Consider the following 19,690-nt stretch of genomic DNA (forward strand, 5'->3'; position numbering starts at 1 on the left):
CAGGGCAGAGGGGGGCGCTGTCCCGCCAACATATCAATTTTTTACAACGACTGTCCTGCCCGCCATTCTCTGCCGAGCACCATCGGAGGCAAGTTAAGCAAGGTCAGCACTCTACGACGCCCCCCTCTGTCCTGCCGGACATCTCCCCCCTCGAGGGGGAGATTGGCAGTTTCGGCGCCGCCCGGATGGGAAAATTATTTTCCGGCCAGTCCCTTCAGCCGGTAGAGCGCTTCCAGCGCCTCCCTTGGTGTCATCTCGTCGGGATTGATCTCGCCGAGGGCGGCGCCAAGCGCGTCGCTCTTCACCGGCTTTGGCGCTTCCCGCTTCACCGCCACGGAAAACAGCGGCAGGTCGTCGACCAGCCGGTTGGTCTTGCCGGAAACCTCGCCTTCCTCCAGCTGGTGCAGCACCTGCTTGGCGCGGTCGACCACCGCTTCCGGCAGGCCGGCGAGCCGCGCCACCTGGACGCCATAGGAACGGTCGGCCGCTCCCTTGCCGACCTCATGCAGGAAGACGACGTCGCCTTCCCATTCCTTGACCCGCATGGTGACGTTGTGGAGCCGCGCCAGCTTGCCGGCGAGCGAGGTCATTTCGTGGAAATGGGTGGCGAAGATTGCCCGGCAGCGGTTCTTCTCATGCAGATATTCCACCGCCGCCCAGGCGATCGACAGGCCGTCGAAGGTCGCGGTGCCGCGGCCAATTTCATCCAGGATCACCAGCGCCCGTTCGCCGGCCTGGTTGAGGATCGCCGCCGTCTCGACCATCTCGACCATGAAGGTCGAGCGGCCGCGCGCCAGATCATCCGAGGCGCCGACGCGCGAGAACAGCCGGTCGACGACGCCGATATGGGCCGATGCCGCCGGCACGAAGGAACCGGTCTGGGCCAGGATGGCGATCAGCGCGTTTTGCCGCAGGAACGTCGATTTACCGCCCATGTTCGGGCCGGTCAGCAGCCAGATCGCACCGTTCTTGGCACTCCCCTCCGGCGAGAGGTCGCAATCGTTGGCGACGAACGGGCCGTCGCCGGAACGGCGCAACGCCTGTTCGACCACCGGATGCCGGCCGCCCGAAATCTCGAAGGCAAGGCTCGCATCCACCACCGGCCGGCACCACGCCTCGCTTTCCGAAAGCAGCGCCAGCGCCGCCGACACATCAAGCGCGGCGAGCGCATCGGCGCCGGCGCGGATCTTTTCCGCCTCGCCGACCGATTCAGCCGTCAGCGCATCGAAGGCCGCCAGTTCGATGCTGAGCGCCCGGTCGGCGGCATTGGCGATCTTGGTCTCTAGTTCGGCAAGCTCGGTCGTGGTGAAACGCATGGCATTGGCCATGGTCTGGCGGTGGATGAAGCGCGCCTTGGCGCCATCGCTGCCGGTCATGACCGCGTGGTGGTTGGCGGTCACCTCGATGTAGTAGCCCAGCACATTGTTGTGCCGGATCTTCAGCGAGCGGATGCCGGTTTCCTCGATCAGCGAGCGCTCCAGCCCGGCGATCACTTTTCGTGACTCGTCGCGCAGCGCCCGCATCTCGTCGAGTTCCGGATGGTAGCCGCCGCGCAGGAAACCGCCGTCGCGCTTCAACAGCGGCAGTTCCTCGCCGAGCGCCTGCATCAGATGCTGGGCAAGCGCCTGGGGCAGCGCCTGGATGGCGGCCATTGCATCAGCCAATTCCTGGGGCAGGGCGGTCGCGGCGAAGATCTCGGCGATCGCGCCGGCCGCCTCGAAGCCGGCGCGCAGCGCGCCGAGGTCACGCGGGCCGCCGCGGTTGAGCGCCAGCCTGGACAAAGCGCGCGGCATGTCGGCGACCCTCTTCAGGCTCGTCCGCACCGCGTGGCACAGCCGGGTTTCGGAGCGGAAGAACGACACCGAGTCCAGGCGCGCGCCGATCGCCGCCGGGTCGGTCAGCGGCGCCATCAGCCGGTCGGCGAGCAGCCTGGCGCCGCCGCCGGTCACCGTGCGGTCGATCGCCTTGAACAGCGAACCCTCGCGGCTCCCCGACAATGTACGCAGCAGCTCCAGATTGCCGCGTGTCGCCGGATCGATGAACAGCGTCGAGCCCTGCTCCTCGCGCTCGGGCCGCGACAGCGGCGGCCGCTCGGCCTTCTGCGTCTTCTCGACATAGGCGATGGCACCTGAGATCGCCGACAGTTCGGCGCGCGAAAACGTGCCGAAACTGTCCGGCGTCGCCACATCGAAGAAGCGGGCGATGCGCCCGGTGGCCGAGGCCGAATCGAACAGCGATGGCGGCTGCGGGTTGGCGACACGGCCAAGCACGTCGAACACCGGCCTCAGCTCCGGATCGTGGAACACCGGCTCGGCGACGATCAGCTCGCGCGGATCGACGCGGAAGATGTCGGCGAGCAGCCGGTCGGCGGTGGTCTCGGCAACGCGGAAGGCGCCGGTCGAGATGTCGATCCAGGCAATTGCGAAGCTGTGGTCGCTGCCGCCCTTCACCCGTCCCAGCGCCATCAGGAAACTGGATTCGGACGGCGCCAGCAATTTGTCTTCGGTGATGGTGCCTGGCGTCACCAGCCGCACCACATCGCGGCGCACCACCGATTTGGAGCCGCGTTTCTTGGCTTCGGCCGGATCCTCGATCTGCTCGCAGACGGCGACGCGGAAACCCTGGCCGATCAGTTTCTGCAGATAGTCGTCGGCCGCATGCACCGGCACGCCGCACATCGGAATGTCGTGGCCCTGGTGCTTGCCGCGCTTGGTCAACACGATGCCCAGCGCCCGGCTCGCCTTTTCGGCATCGTCGAAAAACAGCTCGTAGAAATCGCCCATGCGGTAGAACAGCAGCGAATCCGGGTTCGCCGCCTTGATCTCGATGAACTGCTCCATCATCGGCGTCACGGCGGCAATGCCGGGCTGCGGCGGCGTCATCACCTCGGGGGCGTCGGGCTCGTTCGGGCTGTGCATGTTCATGGCGCGGCACGCTAGCAGATGTGATGGCCGGGTTTAATGCCGGGGCCTCGAAAAGCAGGGGAAGACCGAGGCGATCTCATGCACGCAATTGCCCCTCGGTCTGCGATTCCCGCGCACCGGCGGTTTACACGCGGCGGCGTGTGGTCTTAATTCGGACCGAAACAAAGCACCCGCCTCAAGGAGGTGCTGCACCGGCGAGGAAATCAAAAGCATCATGGCCAGGAAAACCGAAAACAGCGGTCCGTCCGTCAGCGCGCAGGAAGCGCTCGAATTCCACGCCATGGGCCGGCCGGGCAAGCTGGAAATCGTCGCCACCAAGCCGATGGCCACGCAGCGCGATTTGAGCCTTGCCTACTCACCTGGTGTCGCCGTACCCGTGCGTGCTATCGCCGAGGATCCCAGCCGCGCCTTCGACTACACGACGCGCGGCAACATGGTCGCCGTCATTTCCAACGGCACCGCCATCCTTGGCCTCGGCAATCTCGGCGCGCTGGCCTCCAAGCCGGTGATGGAGGGCAAGGCGGTGCTGTTCAAGCGCTTCGCCGATGTCGATTCCATCGACCTCGAGGTCGACACCGAGGATGCCGACGAGTTCATCAACTGCGTGCGCTTCCTGGGGCCGTCCTTCGGCGGCATCAACCTCGAGGACATCAAGGCGCCGGAGTGCTTCATCATCGAGCAGCGGCTGCGCGAGCTGATGGATATCCCGGTCTTCCACGACGACCAGCATGGCACCGCCATCATCTCGGCCGCCGGCCTGATCAACGCGCTTGAAATCACCGGCCGCGACATGAAGACCACGAAGATGGTCTGCAACGGCGCCGGCGCTGCCGGCATCGCCTGCATCGAGCTGATGAAGGCGATGGGCTTCGCGCCGGAAAATATCACTTTGTGCGACACCAAGGGCGTCGTCTTCCAGGGCCGCACCGAAGGCATGAACCAATGGAAGTCGGGGCATGCGGTCAAGACCGAGGCGCGCAGTCTCGCCGACGCGCTCGACGGCGCGGATATCTTCCTCGGCCTCTCGGCCAAGGGCGCGCTGACCACCGCCATGGTGCAGTCGATGGCCAAGAACCCGATCATCTTCGCCATGGCCAATCCCGATCCCGAGATCACGCCGGAGGAAGTGGCCGAGATCCGCACCGACGCCATCATGGCGACCGGCCGTTCGGATTATCCGAACCAGGTCAACAACGTGCTCGGCTTCCCCTACATTTTCCGCGGCGCGCTGGATGTCAGGGCAACCACCATCAATGACGACATGAAGATCGCCGCCGCCCAGGCGCTGGCGGCACTGGCGCGCCAGGACGTGCCCGACGATGTCGCCGCCGCCTATCAGGGCAACAGGCCGAAATTCGGCCCCAACTACATCATCCCGGTGCCGTTCGACCCGCGCCTGATCTCGGCCATTCCGCTGGCGGTGGCCAAGGCGGCGATGGAGTCGGGCGTTGCCCGCAAACCGATCCTCGACCTCGACCGCTACGCGCAGGAGCTGTCGGCCCGCCGCGACCCGATCGCCTCCACCCTGCAGCGCATCTACGACCGCGTGCGGCGCCAGCCCAAACGCATCGTCTTCGCCGAGGGCGAGGAGGAGCAGGTGATGCGCGCCGCCGTCTCCTATGTGAACCAGCGCCTCGGCACCGCCATCCTGCTCGGCCGCGACGACGTCATCAAGGAAAACGCCAAGCAAGCCGGCATCGACCTGAACAAACAAGGCATCGAGATCATCAACGCCCGGCTATCGCGCCGCAACGGCATCTACACCGACTATCTCTACGAACGCATGCAGCGCAAAGGCTTCCTGTTCCGCGACTGCCAGCGCCTGATCAACAACGACCGCAACCACTTCGCCGCCTGCATGGTGGCGCTGGGCGATGCCGACGGCATCGTCACCGGTGTCACCCGCAACTATTCCACCGCGCTCGACGACATCCGCCGCGTCATCGACGCCAAGCCCGGCCACCGCGTCATCGGCGTCTCGATCGTGCTGGCGCGGGGCAAGACCGTGCTGGTCGCCGACACCGCGGTGCACGACATGCCCAATGCCGAGCAGATCGCCGATATCGCCGAGGAGGCCGCAGGCTTCGCCCGCCGCATGGGCTATGAGCCGAGGCTCGCCATGCTCGCCTATTCCACCTTCGGCCATCCGCAGGGCGAACGCTCCGAACGCGTCCAGGAAGCCGTGCGCATCCTCGACAAGCGCCGCGTCGATTTCGAATATGACGGCGAAATGGCCGCCGACGTCGCGCTCAATGCGCGCGCCATGGCGCAATACCCGTTCATAAGGCTCACCGGCCCGGCGAATGTGCTGATCATGCCGGCGTTCCACTCGGCCTCGATCTCAACCAAGATGCTGCAGGAACTCGGCGGCTCGACGGTCATCGGCCCGCTGCTGGTCGGGCTGAACAAGCCGGTGCAGATCGTCTCCCTGAACGCCAAGGACTCGGATATCGTCAACATGGCGGCGATCGCGGCTTATACGGCTGGGACTTGAGGGGCGGGCCCCCCTAGACGGCGGGAGCCAACGATCCGGCTTTCGAACGAGGCGGCGCTTGAAACGCCGTCGCACCCCCATAACAGATTGATAAGATTCAGCTGATATACGGAAACTCTTGCCGCATGCCGTAACGGCATCCACGGCGCGCTCAGACCGCCAAAATGGGGGTGCGGCCATGAAGCATGACGGAGTTTCTGTATCCGTGGTCGGCGAGCGAGCCTACCACGACGAGCGGCTGGACGCCTTGCTCAGCATCACCGGCCGCATGGACGGTTATCTCTACCGCTGCCGCAACGACGCGTCCTACACCATGCTCTATATCAGCGACGGCATTTTCACCGTCAGCGGTTACCGGCCGAGCGATTTCATCCACAACGCGGTGCGCGACTATGTCTCGGCCATCCATCCGGATGACCTGCCGTCGGTCTATGCCGCCGTCGACGCCGCGCTCGAGGCGCGCTGCAACTGGAACGTCGACTACCGCATCGTGCCGCGGGTCGGCGAAGCGCTCTGGGTCCGCGAGATCGGCGGCGGTGTCTGGGACGAAGCCGGCGAACTCGAATTCCTGGAAGGCTTCGTCGTCGACATCAGCGACCGCAAGGTCGTCGAGGACCTCAACGCCCAGCTGGTCCTGGATCTGAAGACCGCCAACGAGGAATTGTCCGCGCAAAAACGCGAGATCGAGGTGGCCAAGCAGCAGAGCGACCATTCGGCCAACCACGATGCCTTGACCGACCTGCCCAACCGGCGTGCCTTCCACAACGAGCTCAAGTCGGTGGTTACCCGCTGCGGCGCCACCGGCAAGGCGGCCGGGCTTTTGTTCATCGACCTCGACCGGTTCAAGGAAGTCAACGACACGCTCGGCCACGAGGCCGGCGATGCGCTGCTGCAGCGCGTGTCGAGCCAGCTTCGCTCGATCCTGCGCAGTGCCGATTTCGTCGCCCGGCTCGGCGGCGACGAGTTCGCCTTCCTGTTCTCGGCCGACACCGAACTGGCACAGCAGAAGGCCGTGCGCGTCGCCGAGCGCATCCTGGAAAGGTTGCGGATCAAGGTTCCGACGCCCAATGGCGCCATCCAGGTCGGCTGCACCGTTGGCGTGGCGATGTATCCGGCGGAAGCCACCGACTCCGAAGCGCTGATCGCACTCGCCGACCGGCTGATGTACATCGGCAAGAAGAGTGGCCGAAACCGGCTGGTCACCGCCAGGGAAATGACACCGCAACAGCCGTCGTCCAGGCCCCGCCTTCGCAAGACGGCGTAGCGCGCCGACTCCGAAATCCGAGGGTTGACCGCGCCGGCTTCAGCCTGGCGCGAACGCCCGTGCCGCTTCGACCACGTCCTCGATCTGGTCCTGCCGCAGCAGGTCGATCGGAATGCGGCCGTCGAGTTGCGCTGCCGGCCGCGTCAGCCACAGCCAGGCCAGTCTCGGATTGCCGATCAGCGACTGCACGTCGCTGATGCCCGCAACCGGCCTGCCGTCGACGAACTGCGCCAGCGGAAAGACATGTTTGCGGCCGCCCTTGCGCAAGGCAATGACGTCGCCGCGCCTTTGCCAGCGATGCAGGGTCGAGCGGGCGATGCGCAGGTTTTCCTCGAGATAGGTCGAGCCGGCGACCCGGCCCGCCCAGTCCTCGATCAGCATCGATTCGAGGTCGTCGGACTGCGGCGACAGAGGAAGCGGCTCATCGGCCAACATAGCCGCCGGCAGGTTTGTGGCCCCGGCTTCGCTGCGACGCGCGGCTTCCGCCGCCAGCGCGCGCACGAATTTCGAGGCGAGGCCGGGAAGGTCGGCATGGATGGCATCGATGGCGCGCTGGTGCTTCGGTGACAGCAAGGTGACGGCTGACGCTATGCTGCCGGCGATCTTGCCGACCGAGACCACGGTGGATTGGTTTATGGCTTCGTCATAACGGGCAAGCGCGCGCTCGACATCCTCCGCGACCATCTCCGCGAAGTCGTCCTGTCCAAGACCGGTTGGCTGAAATCTGCTCATGAATCTGTCTTCCGGCCGCGCGCTCCTCCCTTAGCCGCGGCCGATTGCTGAATTTCTAGTGCGGAAAACGGAAATCATGGCGGCAACGAAACGCGCCGCCCGACAGCTTGCTGTCTTGCATCTTTTCAACATCCCATCTGACTGCGGGCGCGCCCCGAAATGTCAGTCACGGGACGCTCTCGATTTCGTGTAGGAGCGATGTGTGACAGTCACGCGACGGTGAGAAGCGAGGCGCTCTTCCTTCTCCCCCTGTGGGAGAAGGTGGCCTCGCGAAGCGAGGTCGGATGAGGGGTGTTCCAGCTTGGCAAAGCCGGCGCTCCGTCACGCACCCCTCAACCGTCTTGGCGCTGCGCGCCAATCCACCTTCTCCCACAGGGGGAGAAGGGAAAGGCGCCCTACAACAACCCGGCCTGTTCCGCTTCACGGCGCAAATTCTGCCTTGGCCTTGGGCCGAGCTGCTGGATCACCAGGCCGGCGGCCAGGGAGCCGAGGTCGCCGCAGGTCTTGAGGTCGCGGCCTTGCGTATAGCCGTGCAGGAAACCGGCGGCGTAGAGATCGCCGGCGCCCGTCGTGTCGACCAGCTCCCGGATGGCGGTGGCCTGGATGACCACGGTCTCGTCGCCGCGCACGATGACCGAGCCCTTTTCCGAGCGGGTCACGGCAGCGATCTTGCAGTCCTTGCGGATTTGCGCCAGCGCCTCGTCGAAGGACGATGTCTGGTAGAGTGACTTGATCTCGTGGCTGTTGGCAAAGACGATGTCGACCGTGCCCGAGCGCATCAGCTCGAGGAACTCGTCGCGGTAGCGGTCGACGCAAAAGGAATCCGACAGCGTCATCGATACTTCGCGGCCTGCCGCGTGGGCCAGCCTGGCCGTCTGCCGGATCGCTTCCTTGGCGCGCGGCGGGTCCCACAGATAGCCCTCGAAATAGGTGACCTTGGCGCCAGATGCCTTATCGGCCTCGACATCCTCCGGTCCGAGCTCGACGCAGGCGCCGAGATAGGTGTTCATCGAGCGTTCGCCATCGGGCGTGACGAAGATCATCGAGCGTGCCGTCGGCGGCTCGCCGGTGAGCGGTTTGGTGTCGAACGCGACGCCCTGCGCATGGATGTCGTGCGCGTAGATTTCGCCCAGCGCATCATCGGAGACCTTGCCGAAGAAGGCGGCGCGGCCGCCGAAGGAGGCGACGCCGGCCGCCGTGTTGCCGGCGCTGCCGCCGGAAGCCTCGATCGCCGGGCCCATGCGGCTGTAGAGCAGTTCGGCGCGCTGGGTATCGATGAGGTTCATCGCGCCCTTGATGATGCCGTTGGTTTCGAGGAATTCCTCCTCGCACTGGGCGATGATGTCGACAATGGCATTGCCGATGCAAAGCACGTCATAATCCGGCATCAATGTCTCCGCCAAAAACCCGAGCCGGCTTCTTGCCACGCTCGGGCGGGTCTACAGCATGACCCCGAAAATTGGCAACCGATTTTCTATCGTCGGCGGTGTGCTGGCGACAAGCCAGGCGCTACGACAATTCGACCGTGGACGAAGCATTTATTCGCGGCGTTGCCTACAAGTCAGGCCCGATCGACCGCATCCGAAGACGGCAGGCCCATGACCGCAAAGAACGACACGACAACCGACCTGGCCTTGCTCGGCGTGCTGGCGATGCTGTGGGGCGCCTCCTACACCTTCATCAAGATCGGCGTCGAAACGATCCCACCGGTTACCTTCATCGCCGCCCGCACCTTGATCGCCGGCGGCATCCTGTTCGCCATCATCCGCTGGCGCGGGCTCGCCTTGCCGCGCGATGCCGCCATGTGGCGCCGCTTTGCGTTCCAGGCCTGCCTCAACAGCGTCATACCGTTCACGCTGATCGCCGCCGCCGAGCGCTCGGTCGATGCCGGCCTCGCCACCATCCTCAATGCAACCTCGCCGATCTTCACCTTTCTACTGACGGCGCTTATCACCCGCCACGAACCGGTCACGGTACGCAAGCTTATCGGTGCCGGCGCCGGCATAGCCGGTATCTGCCTCATCGTCGGCACCGAGGCACTGGGCGGTCTCGGCCACGAATTGTGGGCGCAGGTGGCCATCGTCGTGGCAACGATCTGCTATGCCGGCGCCGCCATTTTCGGCCGCGGCTTCAAGGGTCTCGATCCGATGCTGCCGGCGGCAGGTTCGATGCTCTGCGGCGCGGTTATGCTGGTGCCGCTCAGCCTGGTGGTCGACCAACCCTGGACGCTCACGCCCTCGATGGCATCGATCCTGGCCCTGCTCGGTCTGTCGGTGTTCTCGACGGCGCTCGCCTTCGTCATCTATTTCCGCCTCATCCACACGCTGGGTTCGGTCGGCACGACGTCGCAGGCCTATCTGCGCGTGCCGATCGGCGTCGGCATCGGCGCCGTCTTCCTCGGCGAAAGCCTGGGGCCGACGGCATGGCTGGGCATGGGTTTTGTCGTGGCTGGCGTTGCCGCCATGACCATTCCGGTCAGAAAGCCGGCGTTTGCCCGCTAGCAATACGCGCTTGTGCTCAAGACCCGCGCTGCCTATCTCGGGAGCGTCCGCCTTTCCGGCGGCGTCCGCTGACCTGGGATTGAAGCACGGTGATATTCGACGCTGCCCGCACCGCGGCCCTCGAGCTGCTCTCGCCGCCGTTTCGTGCTGTGTTCCTCAAGACGCTGGGCCTGACCGTGCTGGCGCTGGTCGCCTTGTGGTTCGGCCTGACCAGCCTTGTCGAGTGGCTGGCCCTGCCGTGGCTCCAGGCCTTGTTGCCCGGCATACCGTCATGGGCCGGCTGGCTGGGGGGCATCATCGCGGCAATCGCGCTGGCCTTCGGCATGGCGCTGCTCATCGCGCCGGTCACGGCTGTCATCGCCGGCCTGTTCCTCGACGATGTTGCCGAAGTGGTCGAGCGCACCGACTATCCCCGCGACCCGGTCGGGCGCCCCATGCCGGCGTTGCGCTCGCTGGTGCTGGCGATCAAATTCTTCGGCGTCGTCATCTTCGGCAACATCGTGGCGCTTCTGCTGCTGCTGGTGCCGGGCATCAACATCGCCGCCTTCTTCATCGTCAACGGCTATCTGCTCGGGCGTGAATTCTTCGAATTCGCCGCCATGCGCTTTCGCCCGGAGGACCAAGCCAGAGCCCTGCGCCGGCAGTATGCCGGCACGGTGTTTCTCGCCGGGCTGGTCATCGCGGCCTTCCTGGCCGTGCCGCTGCTCAATCTGCTGACGCCGCTCTTCGCCGCCGCCATGATGGTCCATCTGCACAAGGCGATCAGCGCGCGGGAAAGCCGCCGGTGACCGCAAGTGTCATGCAGTCGGCCCTTTAGGCTGAGGATTTGCCGTACAGCGCTTGCAATTTGCCGAACGGCATGGCGGCGCGGGTGAAGCCGAACGTGCCGTCCTGCTGGATCTCGCGCGCCGCCGTCTCTAGCATGCCGTAAGCGAAGTTGGTCAGCCATGGCCCGAGCGAAATGCGCTTGACGCCGGCCATCGAAAGATCGGCGATGGTAAAGCCCGGCTTCGCCATGACGTTGACCGGCTTGCTGACCGCCGAGCAGAGCGTGCGCACCATCTCGACGTCACCGATGCCCGGCGCATAGAGCACGTCGGCGCCGGCCTTCTCGAAGGCTTGCAGCCGCTTGATGGTGTCGTCGAGATCGGGCTTGCCCCACAGGAAATTCTCGGCCCGCGCCGTGAAGACGAAATCGCGTTTCAGGGCCCGCGCCGCCTCCACCGCCGCCGCGACGCGCTCGACCGCATGGGAGAAGTCATAGATCGGCCTGTCCGGATCGCCGGTGTGGTCCTCGATCGAGCAGCCGGCAAGGCCGGCCGCTTCCGCCGCGAAGATGGTTTCGGCCGCTCGCTCGGCGCTGTCGCCCTTGCCTTTCTCGAGATCGGCCGAGACCGGCAGGTCGGTCGCCGCCGTCACCTCGCGGCAGTGATGGATCATCTGCTCGAAGGTCACCGCGCCGTCTGGCAGGCCGCGCGAAAAGGCAAAGCCGGCGCTGGTGGTCGCCAGTGCCTTGAAACCGAAGGACCCGAGCAGCTTGGTCGTGCCTGGATCCCAGGGATTGGGCATGACGAAGGTTGAGGCATGCAGGTCGCGAAAGATCTTGCCCTTGTCCATGAATGCTCCCCATCACAAGTGTTTGGGGGCGGATGCTATCGCGCCGTCTTCGGTCGGGCAAATAAATGCGCTTGGTTCAGAAGCGTTTCTCGTTCTCTGCTGACAATTTCTCGAAGGCGTCGGAATCCGCGACGTAGCGCGATGTCTTCTTGTCCCAATGATAGGTGACGGAAATGTCGTGTGATGCCGCCTCGGGCGGCGCGTCGTCGCAGCTTTCATCGCTCGGAATGGTGCTGTCGGTCACCGTTACCTTGAAGGCGGCATAAGGCTGGCCGTTGGCGATGGCCTGGAAAGCCACATCCTGCTTGCGGCTGTAGGCGCAGAGCCTTTCGTCGAACGTGTAGATCATGTCGATCAACTCGAATTTGTCGTCGCGGACCATGATCAGCGGCGTGATCACATAGCCCTGGCTCGAATTGAAATGCGTGCTCATGGTGATGAGCATGTCGTCGCCGGCGCCGATCGAAAGCTTGTTCGGTTCGCGGAAATAGGTGCTGCGGTCGACCGCGACATTGGCCGCATCGAGCAGTTTCGGCTTGGCCGTGACGTCGTAGAGCGCCAGTATTGCATAGCCCTCGGCGCTGTCGGGAGAATCGCCGAGGTCGAACAACATGGCCAGCCGGTCCTTGCCGGCGGCTCTGATGGGCAGCACGGCGGCGTTGGGGAAACTGGATGTCTCGGGCGGTGAACCGCCGCTATCCGGCCCCGCGATGTGGCGCATCTCGATCGGCAGCCCGCCCTTGTAGAAGCCCTGCCCGTCCGAGGCGAGATCCGGGATGACCATTTTGGCCAGGTCGAGGTAAGTCACATCGGTGCGGCCGGGCAGGGTGCTGCTGAGTTCGGGAAAGCTCACAGTTTGCGCGCCGGCCGCGGTCCACAGCAGCGGCAGCAGCATCAGGGCGAGAATGAAGCGGAGAAGGTTCGTCGGCATGAGGCTCCCCAAGATCAGGCCACTCACGCTAGCACGGGTTTCCGGTTCCATGCAGCCGTGCCGAAATCAGTGGATCGGCACCAGCCCGGCCAGTTCGCGCATGTCGTCGAACAGGATGCCGCCGGCCTCGGTCAGGCCGTCGCGGTCCGAATAGGGGTCGCCATGATAGGAAAACACCCGCATGCCGGCGGCGATCCCGGCCTGTGTGCCGGCAACGCTGTCCTCGATGACGATGCAATCGGCGGGCGCGAAGCCCATGGTCTTGGCCGCATGCAGGAACAGGTCGGGAAACGGCTTGCCGCGCCCGACCATGGTCGCGGAAAACATTGCGTGTTCGAACAGCGGCAGCAGCCCGGTCTGGCCAAGCGTGATGTGCATCTTCGAAATCCTGGCCGAGGTCGCGACGCAATAGGGAATGCCGGCCGCGCGCACCGCCTCGATGAACTCCCGCACGTAGGGGATCGCCTCGACGCCATGGGAAAACAGGTCCGGCAGGCCGGCATTCCAGCGATCGACGAAATCGGCACCGAGCCGCACCTCGGTCTGCTCTTCGATCTCCTTCTGCACCGAGGCCATGCTGCGGCCGGAGAAATTCTTGCGGCAATATTCAAAGTTCGTCGAATAGCCGGCAGCCGTCAGCCATTCGGCGAGGCGCCGGTTGGCGAGATTTTCGGTGTCAACGAGGATCCCGTCGCAGTCGAAGATAACGAGTTTCGGAATTTGCATTCAGGCGGTGCCGGTCGATCCGAACCCGCCCGAGCCACGCGCCGTGCCGCCGGCCAGCGAACGCTCTTCCACGGCCACTTGCGTCACCGCGGCGAAAACGATCTGGGCGATGCGCATGCCGCGCGTCACCGCAAAATCCTCATCGCCGTGGTTGATCAGCAGCACCTTCACCTCGCCGCGATAGTCGCTGTCGACCGTTCCCGGTGAGTTGAGGACGGTCAGGCCATGCTTGAAGGCAAGCCCGGAGCGCGGCCGCACCTGGCCTTCCATGCCTTCCGGGATTTCCAGGATCAGCCCGGTCGGCACCAAAGCACGTTTGCCCGGCAGGATCAGCAGCGGCCGGTCGTCGGGCACCGCCGCACGCAAATCCATGCCGGCGGCGCCGGCGCTTTCATAGGCGGGGAGGGGCAGTCCTTCAGCATGCGGCAATCTGACGAAGCCGACAGTGGGACCGATGACGGAGGAGTTTTGGAGGGCTGCGCGCATAAAATCGATCCTATCGGCGCGAATGCCGATTCGGTCAATTCGCCCGCACCGCTATCAACGGCTTTCTTTCAGGCATCACTATGACCTGGCCATCGGAACCACCGTCGTCTCCTTGATCTCCTCCATCACGAAGGAGGCCGACACATCCGACAGCGCCACCTTGGCGATCAGCCGCTGGTAGAGCCGGTCATAGGCCTTCACATCGGCGACGCGGGCGCGCAGGACATAGTCGAGGTCGCCTGACATGCGGTAGACGCCGGTGATCTCGGGAAAGCCGGTCACCGCCGCCCGGAATTTCTGCAGCCAGTCGGGATCATGGTTGGACGTGCGGATCAGGATGAACACCGAAAGGCCGAGCCCGAGCTTGTCGGCATCGACCAGCGCCACGCGGCCGGTGATGACGCCATCCTCCTCCAGCCGTTTGACGCGCCGCCAGCAGGCATTGCGCGACAGGGCCACCCGTTCCGACAGCTGGTCGACCGACAGCGTGCCGTCACGTTGCAATTCGCTCAGCAGTTTGCGGTCGATTTCATCGATATCCAACGCCATATTGGGATGCTTGTCCCATAAAATGGCAAAAGACAAGGACATTTTGAGATCGATGAACCGGCGAGGCGTGTCAGGATACTCATATCGGAACGCAAGCGCTGAAGGGGACCTCAATGTCGCTCGCAAGCATCTTCACCTCCCATCCGGCCAAGGTCGGCGAAACCTATTTCGGCCATATGGGTTTTGCCGCCTGGTTCTCCTCGCGCCTGCTGATGGCGGCCGGCGCCGCGCTTGTTCACGCTTTCTTGCCATTTCTCTTCGAGACTACCGCCAGCCGAATCGTCCGCGAGCTTTACGAGCGGACGCACAACAGAGGCACACACGCGACCAAGGGGCCTGCGGCTCTTCCGGATCGCGCCTAGAGGACGACAGAAGCGATGTGCCGGTGGGCGGCCTATCTCGGTGAAGCGGTCTTTCTCGAAGACATTCTCACGGCACCCTGTCACTCGCTGATCGCCCAGAGCCATTGTGCCCAGGAAGCCAAGTCGCCGACCAATGGCGACGGTTTCGGCCTTGCCTGGTATGGCGAACGGCCGGAGCCTGGCCTCTATCGCGATATCCTGCCGGCCTGGTCCGATCCCAATCTGAAGAGCCTGTGCCGGCAGATCAAATCCGGCCTGTTCCTCGCCCATGTGCGCGCCTCGACCGGCGGCGCCACCAGCCGCATGAACTGCCATCCTTTTATCTCGGGGCGCTGGTCGTTCATGCATAACGGCCAGATCGGCGGCTTCGAAAAGATCCGCCGCGCGCTGGAGAACTCGCTGTCCGACGTCGTCTTCGACCAGCGCGAAGGCACCACCGATTCCGAACTGTTTTTCTTACTGATGATCGACGAGGGATTGGCTGGCGATCCGCAGGGCGCGGTCTCGCGCGCCACTGCCCGCGTGCTCGAAGCCTCGCGCCGGGCCGGCCTCGAACCGGTACTGAAGCTCACCGCCGCTTTCTCCGACGGGCAAGCGCTGCACGCGGTGCGTTATGCCACCGACGCCCACGCGCCGACGCTCTACACCTCCTCCTTGCGCAAAGGCGGCGGCCGCTGCATCGTCTCCGAGCCGTTCGATCGCGAGGGCGGCGACTGGCAGGCGATCCCGCCATCGAGCTTCGTCACCATGACCGGGGATGGGATCGCTATCAGGCCTTTTGCTCCGGCCGCGGCGAAGCTGGCGCTGGTCGGGTAAATCCTTCTCTAGAAACGCCGCGGGCCAGGGTGGCGCCGTAGAGTGCCGAACTCAACAGACGGCCGGCACAATTCCGATCAAACGCAGCCAAGCTCCGAATGTTTCAACTTCGCTTGAAGTCGTGTCGCTGTCCGCCATTTTCCAGGCAAGCGGCCAAGCCGGAGCATTTGCCATGGACATCGCTTTCTCCTCGACAACCGAACTCGCTGCCGCGATTCGCAACCGCAAAATCTCCGCCGTCGAAGCACTCGACGCCCATCTGGCGCAAATCGACAGCCACAACGCGGCGATCAACGCCGTCATCTCGCTCGACAGGGAAGGCGCGTACGAGCGCGCTGAAAAAGCCGACGCTGCACTCGCGCGCGGCGCCACGCCCGGACCGTTGCACGGCGTTCCCTTCGCGCTGAAGGACACGCACGAAACCGCCGGCATGAAAACCACGGTCGGCTTCCCGTCCTTCGCCGACTATGTCGCCAGCCACGACAGCCCGGTCGTCGCCCGGCTCAAGGCGGCCGGCGGCGTGCTGATGGCCAAGACCAATGTCGCGACCATGCTGTCGGACTGGCAGTCGAACAACCCGTTGTTCGGCCGCACCGACAATCCATGGAACCTTGAACGCACCGCCGGCGGCTCCAGTGGCGGTGCGGCAGCGGCGGTCGCGGCTGGGATGACGCCCCTCGACGTCGGCACCGACATGCAGGATTCGATCCGGCTGCCCGCCGCCTTTTGCGGTGTCTACGGCCTCAAGCCGACCGAACACCGCGTCTCGCTGGCCGGCGCCTTTCCCGGTCCAGGCGGCGCAGCGCGCAGCGTGCGGCTGATGTCGTGTCTCGGACCGCTGGCGCGCGGTGTGGACGATCTGTCGCTGATCTATCAAATCATCGCCGGGCCGGACGGGCGCGACACCGATCTGGCGCCGGTGCCGGTCGAAACCATGCCGAAGCTCGACCTCAAGGCACTGCGCATAACCTTCGCGCCGTCCTTTGCCGGCTTCCCGGTGGCCGGCGACATTGGCGCCGCGGTTGAAAATCTCGCAAAACAGCTGCAATCGGTCGGCGCGATCGTCGAGGAAGCGAACCTGCCCAGGCTCGACCTGCACGACGATCTTGCGCAAGGCGGCGCGCTGATCGGCATGATGATGGAGGCCGCGCAGCCCGAACCGCCGGAGCAGCCGACGTCAGTCTCGTGCTGGTTTGAGGCGCTCGCCCGGCGCGACAAATCCATTCTCGCCTGGGAACAGTTCTTCGAAAACTGGGATGCGCTGCTTTGCCCAGTCGCCATGACCACGGCCTTCGGCCATTGCGAACCGGGCGCGCCGATCAAGGTGGACGGCAAGGACCAAAGCTACTGGATACTGCCGGCCTACGGCGCCGTCTTCAACTACAGCAGTCACCCAGCACTTTCGATACCGTGCGGAGAAGATCGCGACGGCCTGCCGATCGGCCTGCAACTGGTCGGCAAGCGCTGGTCGGAGGCGCGGCTGCTTGGTATTGCAGCGGCGATAGAGCCGCTCACCGGCGGCTTTCGCCGTCCGCCGGGTTATTGAGCGAAGCGCGACAACCCATACGGCGCCAGCAGCGGATCGCGTTCGCCGCCAAGAATTTCCCTTGTAGCAAACAAACCAACAGCCGGCGCCAGCGTGATGCCGGAATGCATGACCGCGACATAGAGGCCGTCCATGCCCTCGGCACGACCGACAATCGGAAAGCCGTCGATCGGATTGGGGCGGTAGCCGATGGTGTGGAAATCGAGTTCCAGCCCGTCGGCGCCGCGCAACGCTGCCTTCGTGACCGCGAACAGATCGCGCGCCGTCGCTTCGGGGTTCTCGCCGGGATCGCCGCCGGCAAAATCCGAGCCGGCGATGATGCGGCCTTCGGTCGTCTGGCGCATATGCAGCCTATCGGCGTGCACCAGACCATTGAGCAGCTTTTTGTATGGCCGCGAATGGACAATCAAGCCAGGCGGCGTTTGGATCGGCAGGTTGATGCCCGCCGTCGCGGCGATGGCCGGGGCGCCAACGCCGGCGGCGATCACCACCTCGTCGGCGGCAATCAGCCCATGCGATGTGTCCACGCCGGTCGTCCTGCTGTTGGTCTGGGCCAGCGCCGAGACCGTGCCGGCGATGACCCGCGCGCCACGCCGTTCGGCATCCGCCAGCAGAGCCCTGGCCGTCGCGACCGGCTCGGCCACGCCTTCCTCCGCGACATAGACGGCGAATTCAGGAGGCGCGACGAGGTTTGGTTCGATCTGCGCCGCCCGCTTGGCGTCGACGCGCTCGATGCCGTAGCCCCAGGAAGAATGTTCGGCCGCATAGGCTTCGAGCCGGTCGGCCGGCAGGTCCCAGCAGAGCCCGCCGCACCAGGCGAGCGGCAGCCCTGGTAGCTCGTTCGCCAGCCGTTTCCATTCGGCCATGGCGCGGATGCGCAGCCGAAAATAGATTTCGGGGTTGCCCCAGCTGGCGTTGATCCAGGCAAAGGAATTGGGCGTCGCGACGCCACCTGCCCCGCTTTCGGAGACGACCGTCACCCCCGCGCCCGCCTTGGTCAGATGCCAGGCGATGGAGGCGCCGATGATCCCGGCGCCGATGACGATCACTTGTTTCGCCGCAGCCATGTTCGCTCCTTGCCTGGTGGTCCGCCGAGGAGGTTCTTCCAGTGCCACCCCATTCGTCACTTGCCAACATCGGACACGGCAAAAATATGCGCTTGACGACAATACGTACGTACGTATTATTACCACCATGGCTAGACAATCACTCCGCGAGAAACTCCTCGACGCCGGGTTCCGGACCATCTGGGATTCAGGCTATGCCGCCGCCGGCGTGCGCGACATCGTTGCCGCCGCCGCCGCGCGGCCGGGCTCCTTCACCAATCATTTTGCCTCCAAGGAGGCGTTCGCCGGCGAGGTGCTGGACCGCTACTTCGCCTATGTCAGCGGACTGGTCGAGAAAGCGCTGGCGCAGGACGGCACGCCGCCCATCGGCAGGCTGCGCCGCTATCTCGATCTCATCACCTCGAAGCTCGAGGCGCATGACTGGGCGCGCGGCTGCATGATCGGCAATCTCAGCCTCGAGACCGCGGTGCACAGCGAGCCGCTGCGTTTGCAGCTCGTCGCCATCTTCGAGCGCTGGCGCCAACCATTCGCCGCCTGCATCGCCGAAGGCCAGGCAGCCGGCGACATCACCAAGGCTTTCGACGCCGACGACCTCGCCGACTTCCTGCTGTCGTCCTGGCAAGGCGCCATGCTGCGCATGAAGGTCGAGCGCAGCCCCGAACCGCTCGAGCGGTTCAAGAAAATCATCTTCAGCACAGTGTTCGCAAAGGAGACGACCCCATGAGTTCGAAAGCCAACCCGTCTCAGCCCGTCGCCACCACGCCCAGACGTTCGCAGGTTCCCGTACTCGATTCGACCATGTCCTATGTCGAGGCCGGAACATCCGGCCCGGCCGTGCTGTTCCTGCACGGCAACCCGACTTCATCCCATATCTGGCGCAACATCATCCCGCATGTCGCGCCGTCCGGCCGCTGCATTGCGCCGGACCTGATCGGCTACGGCCAGTCCGGCAAGCCCGATATCGACTATCGCTTCTTCGACCATGTCCGCTATCTCGACGCTTTCCTCGACGCGCTCGACATCCAAGATGTGGTGCTGGTCGCGCAGGATTGGGGCACCGCGCTTGCCTTTCATCTCGCGGCAAGGCGGCCGCGGCGCATTCTTGGCCTCGCCTTCATGGAATTCATCCGGCCCTTCGCGCGCTGGGAGGATTTTCATCAGCGCCCGCGCGCCCGCGAAATGTTCAAGGCGCTGCGCACGCCCGGTGTCGGCGAAAAGCTCGTCCTGGAAGACAACGTCTTCGTCGAGAAAGTGCTGCCGGCCTCGGTGCTGCGCACGATGAGCGACGAGGAAATGGCCGCCTATCGGGCGCCGTTCCCGACGCCGCAATCGCGCAAGCCGGTGCTGCGCCTGCCCCAGGAATTGCCGATCGAGGGTCAGCCCGCCGACGTTGCCGCCATCAGCGCGCACGATCATCGGGCGCTGCGGCTGTCCACCTATCCAAAACTGCTGTTCGCGGGCGATCCTGGCGCGTTGATTGGGCCGCAGGCCGCGCGCGAATTCGCGGCCGGTTTGAAGAACTGCAGTTTCATCAATCTCGGGCCCGGTGCGCACTATCTACAGGAGGATCATGCCGACGCGATAGGCAGCGCCATTGCCGGCTGGCTTCCGGAGATCGTTTTGGCGAACCGGATGGGCGAGTTGGCCTGAGCGGCCAATAGCATCCGGCGGCACC

General features: G+C 64.8%; 18 protein-coding genes. 9 read left to right on the forward strand and 9 right to left on the reverse strand.

The window, feature by feature from the left end; genetic code table 11:
- Nucleotides 1–194: 194 nt before the first annotated feature.
- On the reverse strand, nucleotides 195–2,882 hold the full coding sequence (gene mutS, locus AC04SF_RS16605) for a DNA mismatch repair protein MutS (protein WP_488478924.1): 2,688 nt from the start codon (nucleotides 2,880–2,882) through the stop codon (nucleotides 195–197).
- A gap of 256 nt (nucleotides 2,883–3,138) precedes the next feature.
- On the opposite strand from mutS, the gene AC04SF_RS16610 reads away from it, so the two are divergent.
- Both AC04SF_RS16610 and AC04SF_RS16615 read left to right on the forward strand, forming a co-directional pair.
- Nucleotides 3,139–5,418 carry an NADP-dependent malic enzyme gene (locus AC04SF_RS16610; RefSeq protein ID WP_488478724.1) on the forward strand — a complete coding sequence of 760 codons (2,280 nt, stop codon included), beginning with the start codon at nucleotides 3,139–3,141 and terminating at the stop codon, nucleotides 5,416–5,418.
- A 178-nt stretch (nucleotides 5,419–5,596) separates the two neighbouring features.
- Complete coding sequence (locus AC04SF_RS16615) at nucleotides 5,597–6,682, forward strand: sensor domain-containing diguanylate cyclase (RefSeq protein ID WP_488478725.1); 1,086 nt, start codon at nucleotides 5,597–5,599, stop codon at nucleotides 6,680–6,682.
- 39 nt (nucleotides 6,683–6,721) lie between these two features.
- Here the strand turns inward: AC04SF_RS16615 and AC04SF_RS16620 are convergent, their stop codons facing one another.
- Both AC04SF_RS16620 and AC04SF_RS16625 read right to left on the reverse strand, forming a co-directional pair.
- Nucleotides 6,722–7,414 (reverse strand): antitoxin Xre/MbcA/ParS-like domain-containing protein, encoded by a 693-nt coding sequence (locus AC04SF_RS16620; protein WP_488478726.1) that lies wholly within the window; start codon nucleotides 7,412–7,414, stop codon nucleotides 6,722–6,724.
- Nucleotides 7,415–7,809: 395 nt separating this feature from the next.
- Nucleotides 7,810–8,802 (reverse strand): adenosine kinase, encoded by a 993-nt coding sequence (locus tag AC04SF_RS16625; protein ID WP_096453121.1) that lies wholly within the window; start codon nucleotides 8,800–8,802, stop codon nucleotides 7,810–7,812.
- A gap of 210 nt (nucleotides 8,803–9,012) precedes the next feature.
- Here AC04SF_RS16625 and AC04SF_RS16630 point away from each other — a divergent pair, with 210 nt between their 5' ends.
- Entirely contained in the window at nucleotides 9,013–9,915 is a 903-nt protein-coding gene (locus AC04SF_RS16630) for an EamA family transporter (RefSeq protein ID WP_488478727.1), read from the forward strand.
- Between the two features lie 89 nt (nucleotides 9,916–10,004).
- Entirely contained in the window at nucleotides 10,005–10,703 is a 699-nt protein-coding gene (locus tag AC04SF_RS16635) for a sulfate transporter family protein (RefSeq protein WP_488478728.1), read from the forward strand.
- A 25-nt stretch (nucleotides 10,704–10,728) separates the two neighbouring features.
- On the opposite strand, the gene AC04SF_RS16640 is transcribed toward AC04SF_RS16635, so the two are convergent.
- The 5 genes from AC04SF_RS16640 to AC04SF_RS16660 all read right to left on the reverse strand — a co-directional run bounded on the left by AC04SF_RS16640 (nucleotide 10,729) and on the right by AC04SF_RS16660 (nucleotide 14,224).
- Nucleotides 10,729–11,532: an isocitrate lyase/PEP mutase family protein gene (locus AC04SF_RS16640; protein ID WP_096453127.1), complete on the reverse strand. Its 804-nt coding sequence runs from the start codon at nucleotides 11,530–11,532 to the stop codon at nucleotides 10,729–10,731.
- 76 nt (nucleotides 11,533–11,608) lie between these two features.
- A complete protein-coding gene (locus tag AC04SF_RS16645) occupies nucleotides 11,609–12,463 on the reverse strand; it encodes a hypothetical protein (RefSeq protein WP_488478729.1) in 855 nt (284 codons plus the stop codon).
- Nucleotides 12,464–12,529: 66 nt separating this feature from the next.
- Nucleotides 12,530–13,189, reverse strand: a complete 660-nt coding sequence (locus AC04SF_RS16650; RefSeq protein ID WP_096453131.1) for an HAD family hydrolase — start codon at nucleotides 13,187–13,189, stop codon at nucleotides 12,530–12,532.
- Nucleotides 13,190–13,675: a dUTP diphosphatase gene (gene dut, locus AC04SF_RS16655; protein WP_027052635.1), complete on the reverse strand. Its 486-nt coding sequence runs from the start codon at nucleotides 13,673–13,675 to the stop codon at nucleotides 13,190–13,192.
- Between the two features lie 78 nt (nucleotides 13,676–13,753).
- Nucleotides 13,754–14,224, reverse strand: a complete 471-nt coding sequence (locus AC04SF_RS16660) for an Lrp/AsnC family transcriptional regulator (RefSeq protein ID WP_096453133.1) — start codon at nucleotides 14,222–14,224, stop codon at nucleotides 13,754–13,756.
- A gap of 113 nt (nucleotides 14,225–14,337) precedes the next feature.
- Here AC04SF_RS16660 and AC04SF_RS16665 point away from each other — a divergent pair, with 113 nt between their 5' ends.
- The 3 genes from AC04SF_RS16665 to AC04SF_RS16675 all read left to right on the forward strand — a co-directional run bounded on the left by AC04SF_RS16665 (nucleotide 14,338) and on the right by AC04SF_RS16675 (nucleotide 16,948).
- Nucleotides 14,338–14,586 (forward strand): DUF6356 family protein, encoded by a 249-nt coding sequence (locus AC04SF_RS16665; protein WP_488478730.1) that lies wholly within the window; start codon nucleotides 14,338–14,340, stop codon nucleotides 14,584–14,586.
- A gap of 15 nt (nucleotides 14,587–14,601) precedes the next feature.
- Nucleotides 14,602–15,402, forward strand: coding sequence for a class II glutamine amidotransferase (locus AC04SF_RS16670; RefSeq protein ID WP_488478731.1), 801 nt, complete (start codon nucleotides 14,602–14,604; stop codon nucleotides 15,400–15,402).
- Nucleotides 15,403–15,574: 172 nt separating this feature from the next.
- Nucleotides 15,575–16,948 (forward strand): amidase, encoded by a 1,374-nt coding sequence (locus AC04SF_RS16675; RefSeq protein ID WP_488478732.1) that lies wholly within the window; start codon nucleotides 15,575–15,577, stop codon nucleotides 16,946–16,948.
- Here AC04SF_RS16675 and AC04SF_RS16680 read toward each other — a convergent pair.
- Nucleotides 16,942–18,015, reverse strand: a complete 1,074-nt coding sequence (locus tag AC04SF_RS16680; RefSeq protein ID WP_488478733.1) for an NAD(P)/FAD-dependent oxidoreductase — start codon at nucleotides 18,013–18,015, stop codon at nucleotides 16,942–16,944. The genes AC04SF_RS16675 and AC04SF_RS16680 overlap by 7 nt on opposite strands.
- 127 nt (nucleotides 18,016–18,142) lie before the next feature.
- On the opposite strand from AC04SF_RS16680, the gene AC04SF_RS16685 reads away from it, so the two are divergent.
- Together AC04SF_RS16685 and AC04SF_RS16690 are read left to right on the forward strand one after the other, a co-directional pair.
- A complete protein-coding gene (locus tag AC04SF_RS16685) occupies nucleotides 18,143–18,739 on the forward strand; it encodes a TetR/AcrR family transcriptional regulator (protein ID WP_488478734.1) in 597 nt (198 codons plus the stop codon).
- Nucleotides 18,736–19,665 (forward strand): haloalkane dehalogenase, encoded by a 930-nt coding sequence (locus tag AC04SF_RS16690; protein ID WP_488478735.1) that lies wholly within the window; start codon nucleotides 18,736–18,738, stop codon nucleotides 19,663–19,665. Before AC04SF_RS16685 ends, AC04SF_RS16690 begins: the two co-directional genes overlap by 4 nt.
- Nucleotides 19,666–19,690 lie beyond the last annotated feature (25 nt).

It is taken from the genome of Mesorhizobium sp. CNPSo 4671, from assembly GCF_057784245.1.

Excerpts from the sequence above, each read along its gene's own strand:
- mutS (WP_488478924.1), bottom strand. The coding sequence starts at position 2,882 with ATGACGCCGCCGCAGCCCGGCATTGCCGCCGTGACGCCGATGATGGAG.
- AC04SF_RS16610 (WP_488478724.1), top strand. The coding sequence starts at position 3,139 with ATGGCCAGGAAAACCGAAAACAGCGGTCCGTCCGTCAGCGCGCAGGAA.
- AC04SF_RS16615 (WP_488478725.1), top strand. The coding sequence starts at position 5,597 with ATGAAGCATGACGGAGTTTCTGTATCCGTGGTCGGCGAGCGAGCCTAC.
- AC04SF_RS16620 (WP_488478726.1), bottom strand. The coding sequence starts at position 7,414 with ATGAGCAGATTTCAGCCAACCGGTCTTGGACAGGACGACTTCGCGGAG.
- AC04SF_RS16625 (WP_096453121.1), bottom strand. The coding sequence starts at position 8,802 with ATGCCGGATTATGACGTGCTTTGCATCGGCAATGCCATTGTCGACATC.
- AC04SF_RS16630 (WP_488478727.1), top strand. The coding sequence starts at position 9,013 with ATGACCGCAAAGAACGACACGACAACCGACCTGGCCTTGCTCGGCGTG.
- AC04SF_RS16640 (WP_096453127.1), bottom strand. The coding sequence starts at position 11,532 with ATGGACAAGGGCAAGATCTTTCGCGACCTGCATGCCTCAACCTTCGTC.
- AC04SF_RS16645 (WP_488478729.1), bottom strand. The coding sequence starts at position 12,463 with ATGCCGACGAACCTTCTCCGCTTCATTCTCGCCCTGATGCTGCTGCCG.
- AC04SF_RS16650 (WP_096453131.1), bottom strand. The coding sequence starts at position 13,189 with ATGCAAATTCCGAAACTCGTTATCTTCGACTGCGACGGGATCCTCGTT.
- dut (WP_027052635.1), bottom strand. The coding sequence starts at position 13,675 with ATGCGCGCAGCCCTCCAAAACTCCTCCGTCATCGGTCCCACTGTCGGC.
- AC04SF_RS16660 (WP_096453133.1), bottom strand. The coding sequence starts at position 14,224 with ATGGCGTTGGATATCGATGAAATCGACCGCAAACTGCTGAGCGAATTG.
- AC04SF_RS16665 (WP_488478730.1), top strand. The coding sequence starts at position 14,338 with ATGTCGCTCGCAAGCATCTTCACCTCCCATCCGGCCAAGGTCGGCGAA.
- AC04SF_RS16670 (WP_488478731.1), top strand. The coding sequence starts at position 14,602 with ATGTGCCGGTGGGCGGCCTATCTCGGTGAAGCGGTCTTTCTCGAAGAC.
- AC04SF_RS16675 (WP_488478732.1), top strand. The coding sequence starts at position 15,575 with ATGGACATCGCTTTCTCCTCGACAACCGAACTCGCTGCCGCGATTCGC.
- AC04SF_RS16680 (WP_488478733.1), bottom strand. The coding sequence starts at position 18,015 with ATGGCTGCGGCGAAACAAGTGATCGTCATCGGCGCCGGGATCATCGGC.
- AC04SF_RS16685 (WP_488478734.1), top strand. The coding sequence starts at position 18,143 with ATGGCTAGACAATCACTCCGCGAGAAACTCCTCGACGCCGGGTTCCGG.
- AC04SF_RS16690 (WP_488478735.1), top strand. The coding sequence starts at position 18,736 with ATGAGTTCGAAAGCCAACCCGTCTCAGCCCGTCGCCACCACGCCCAGA.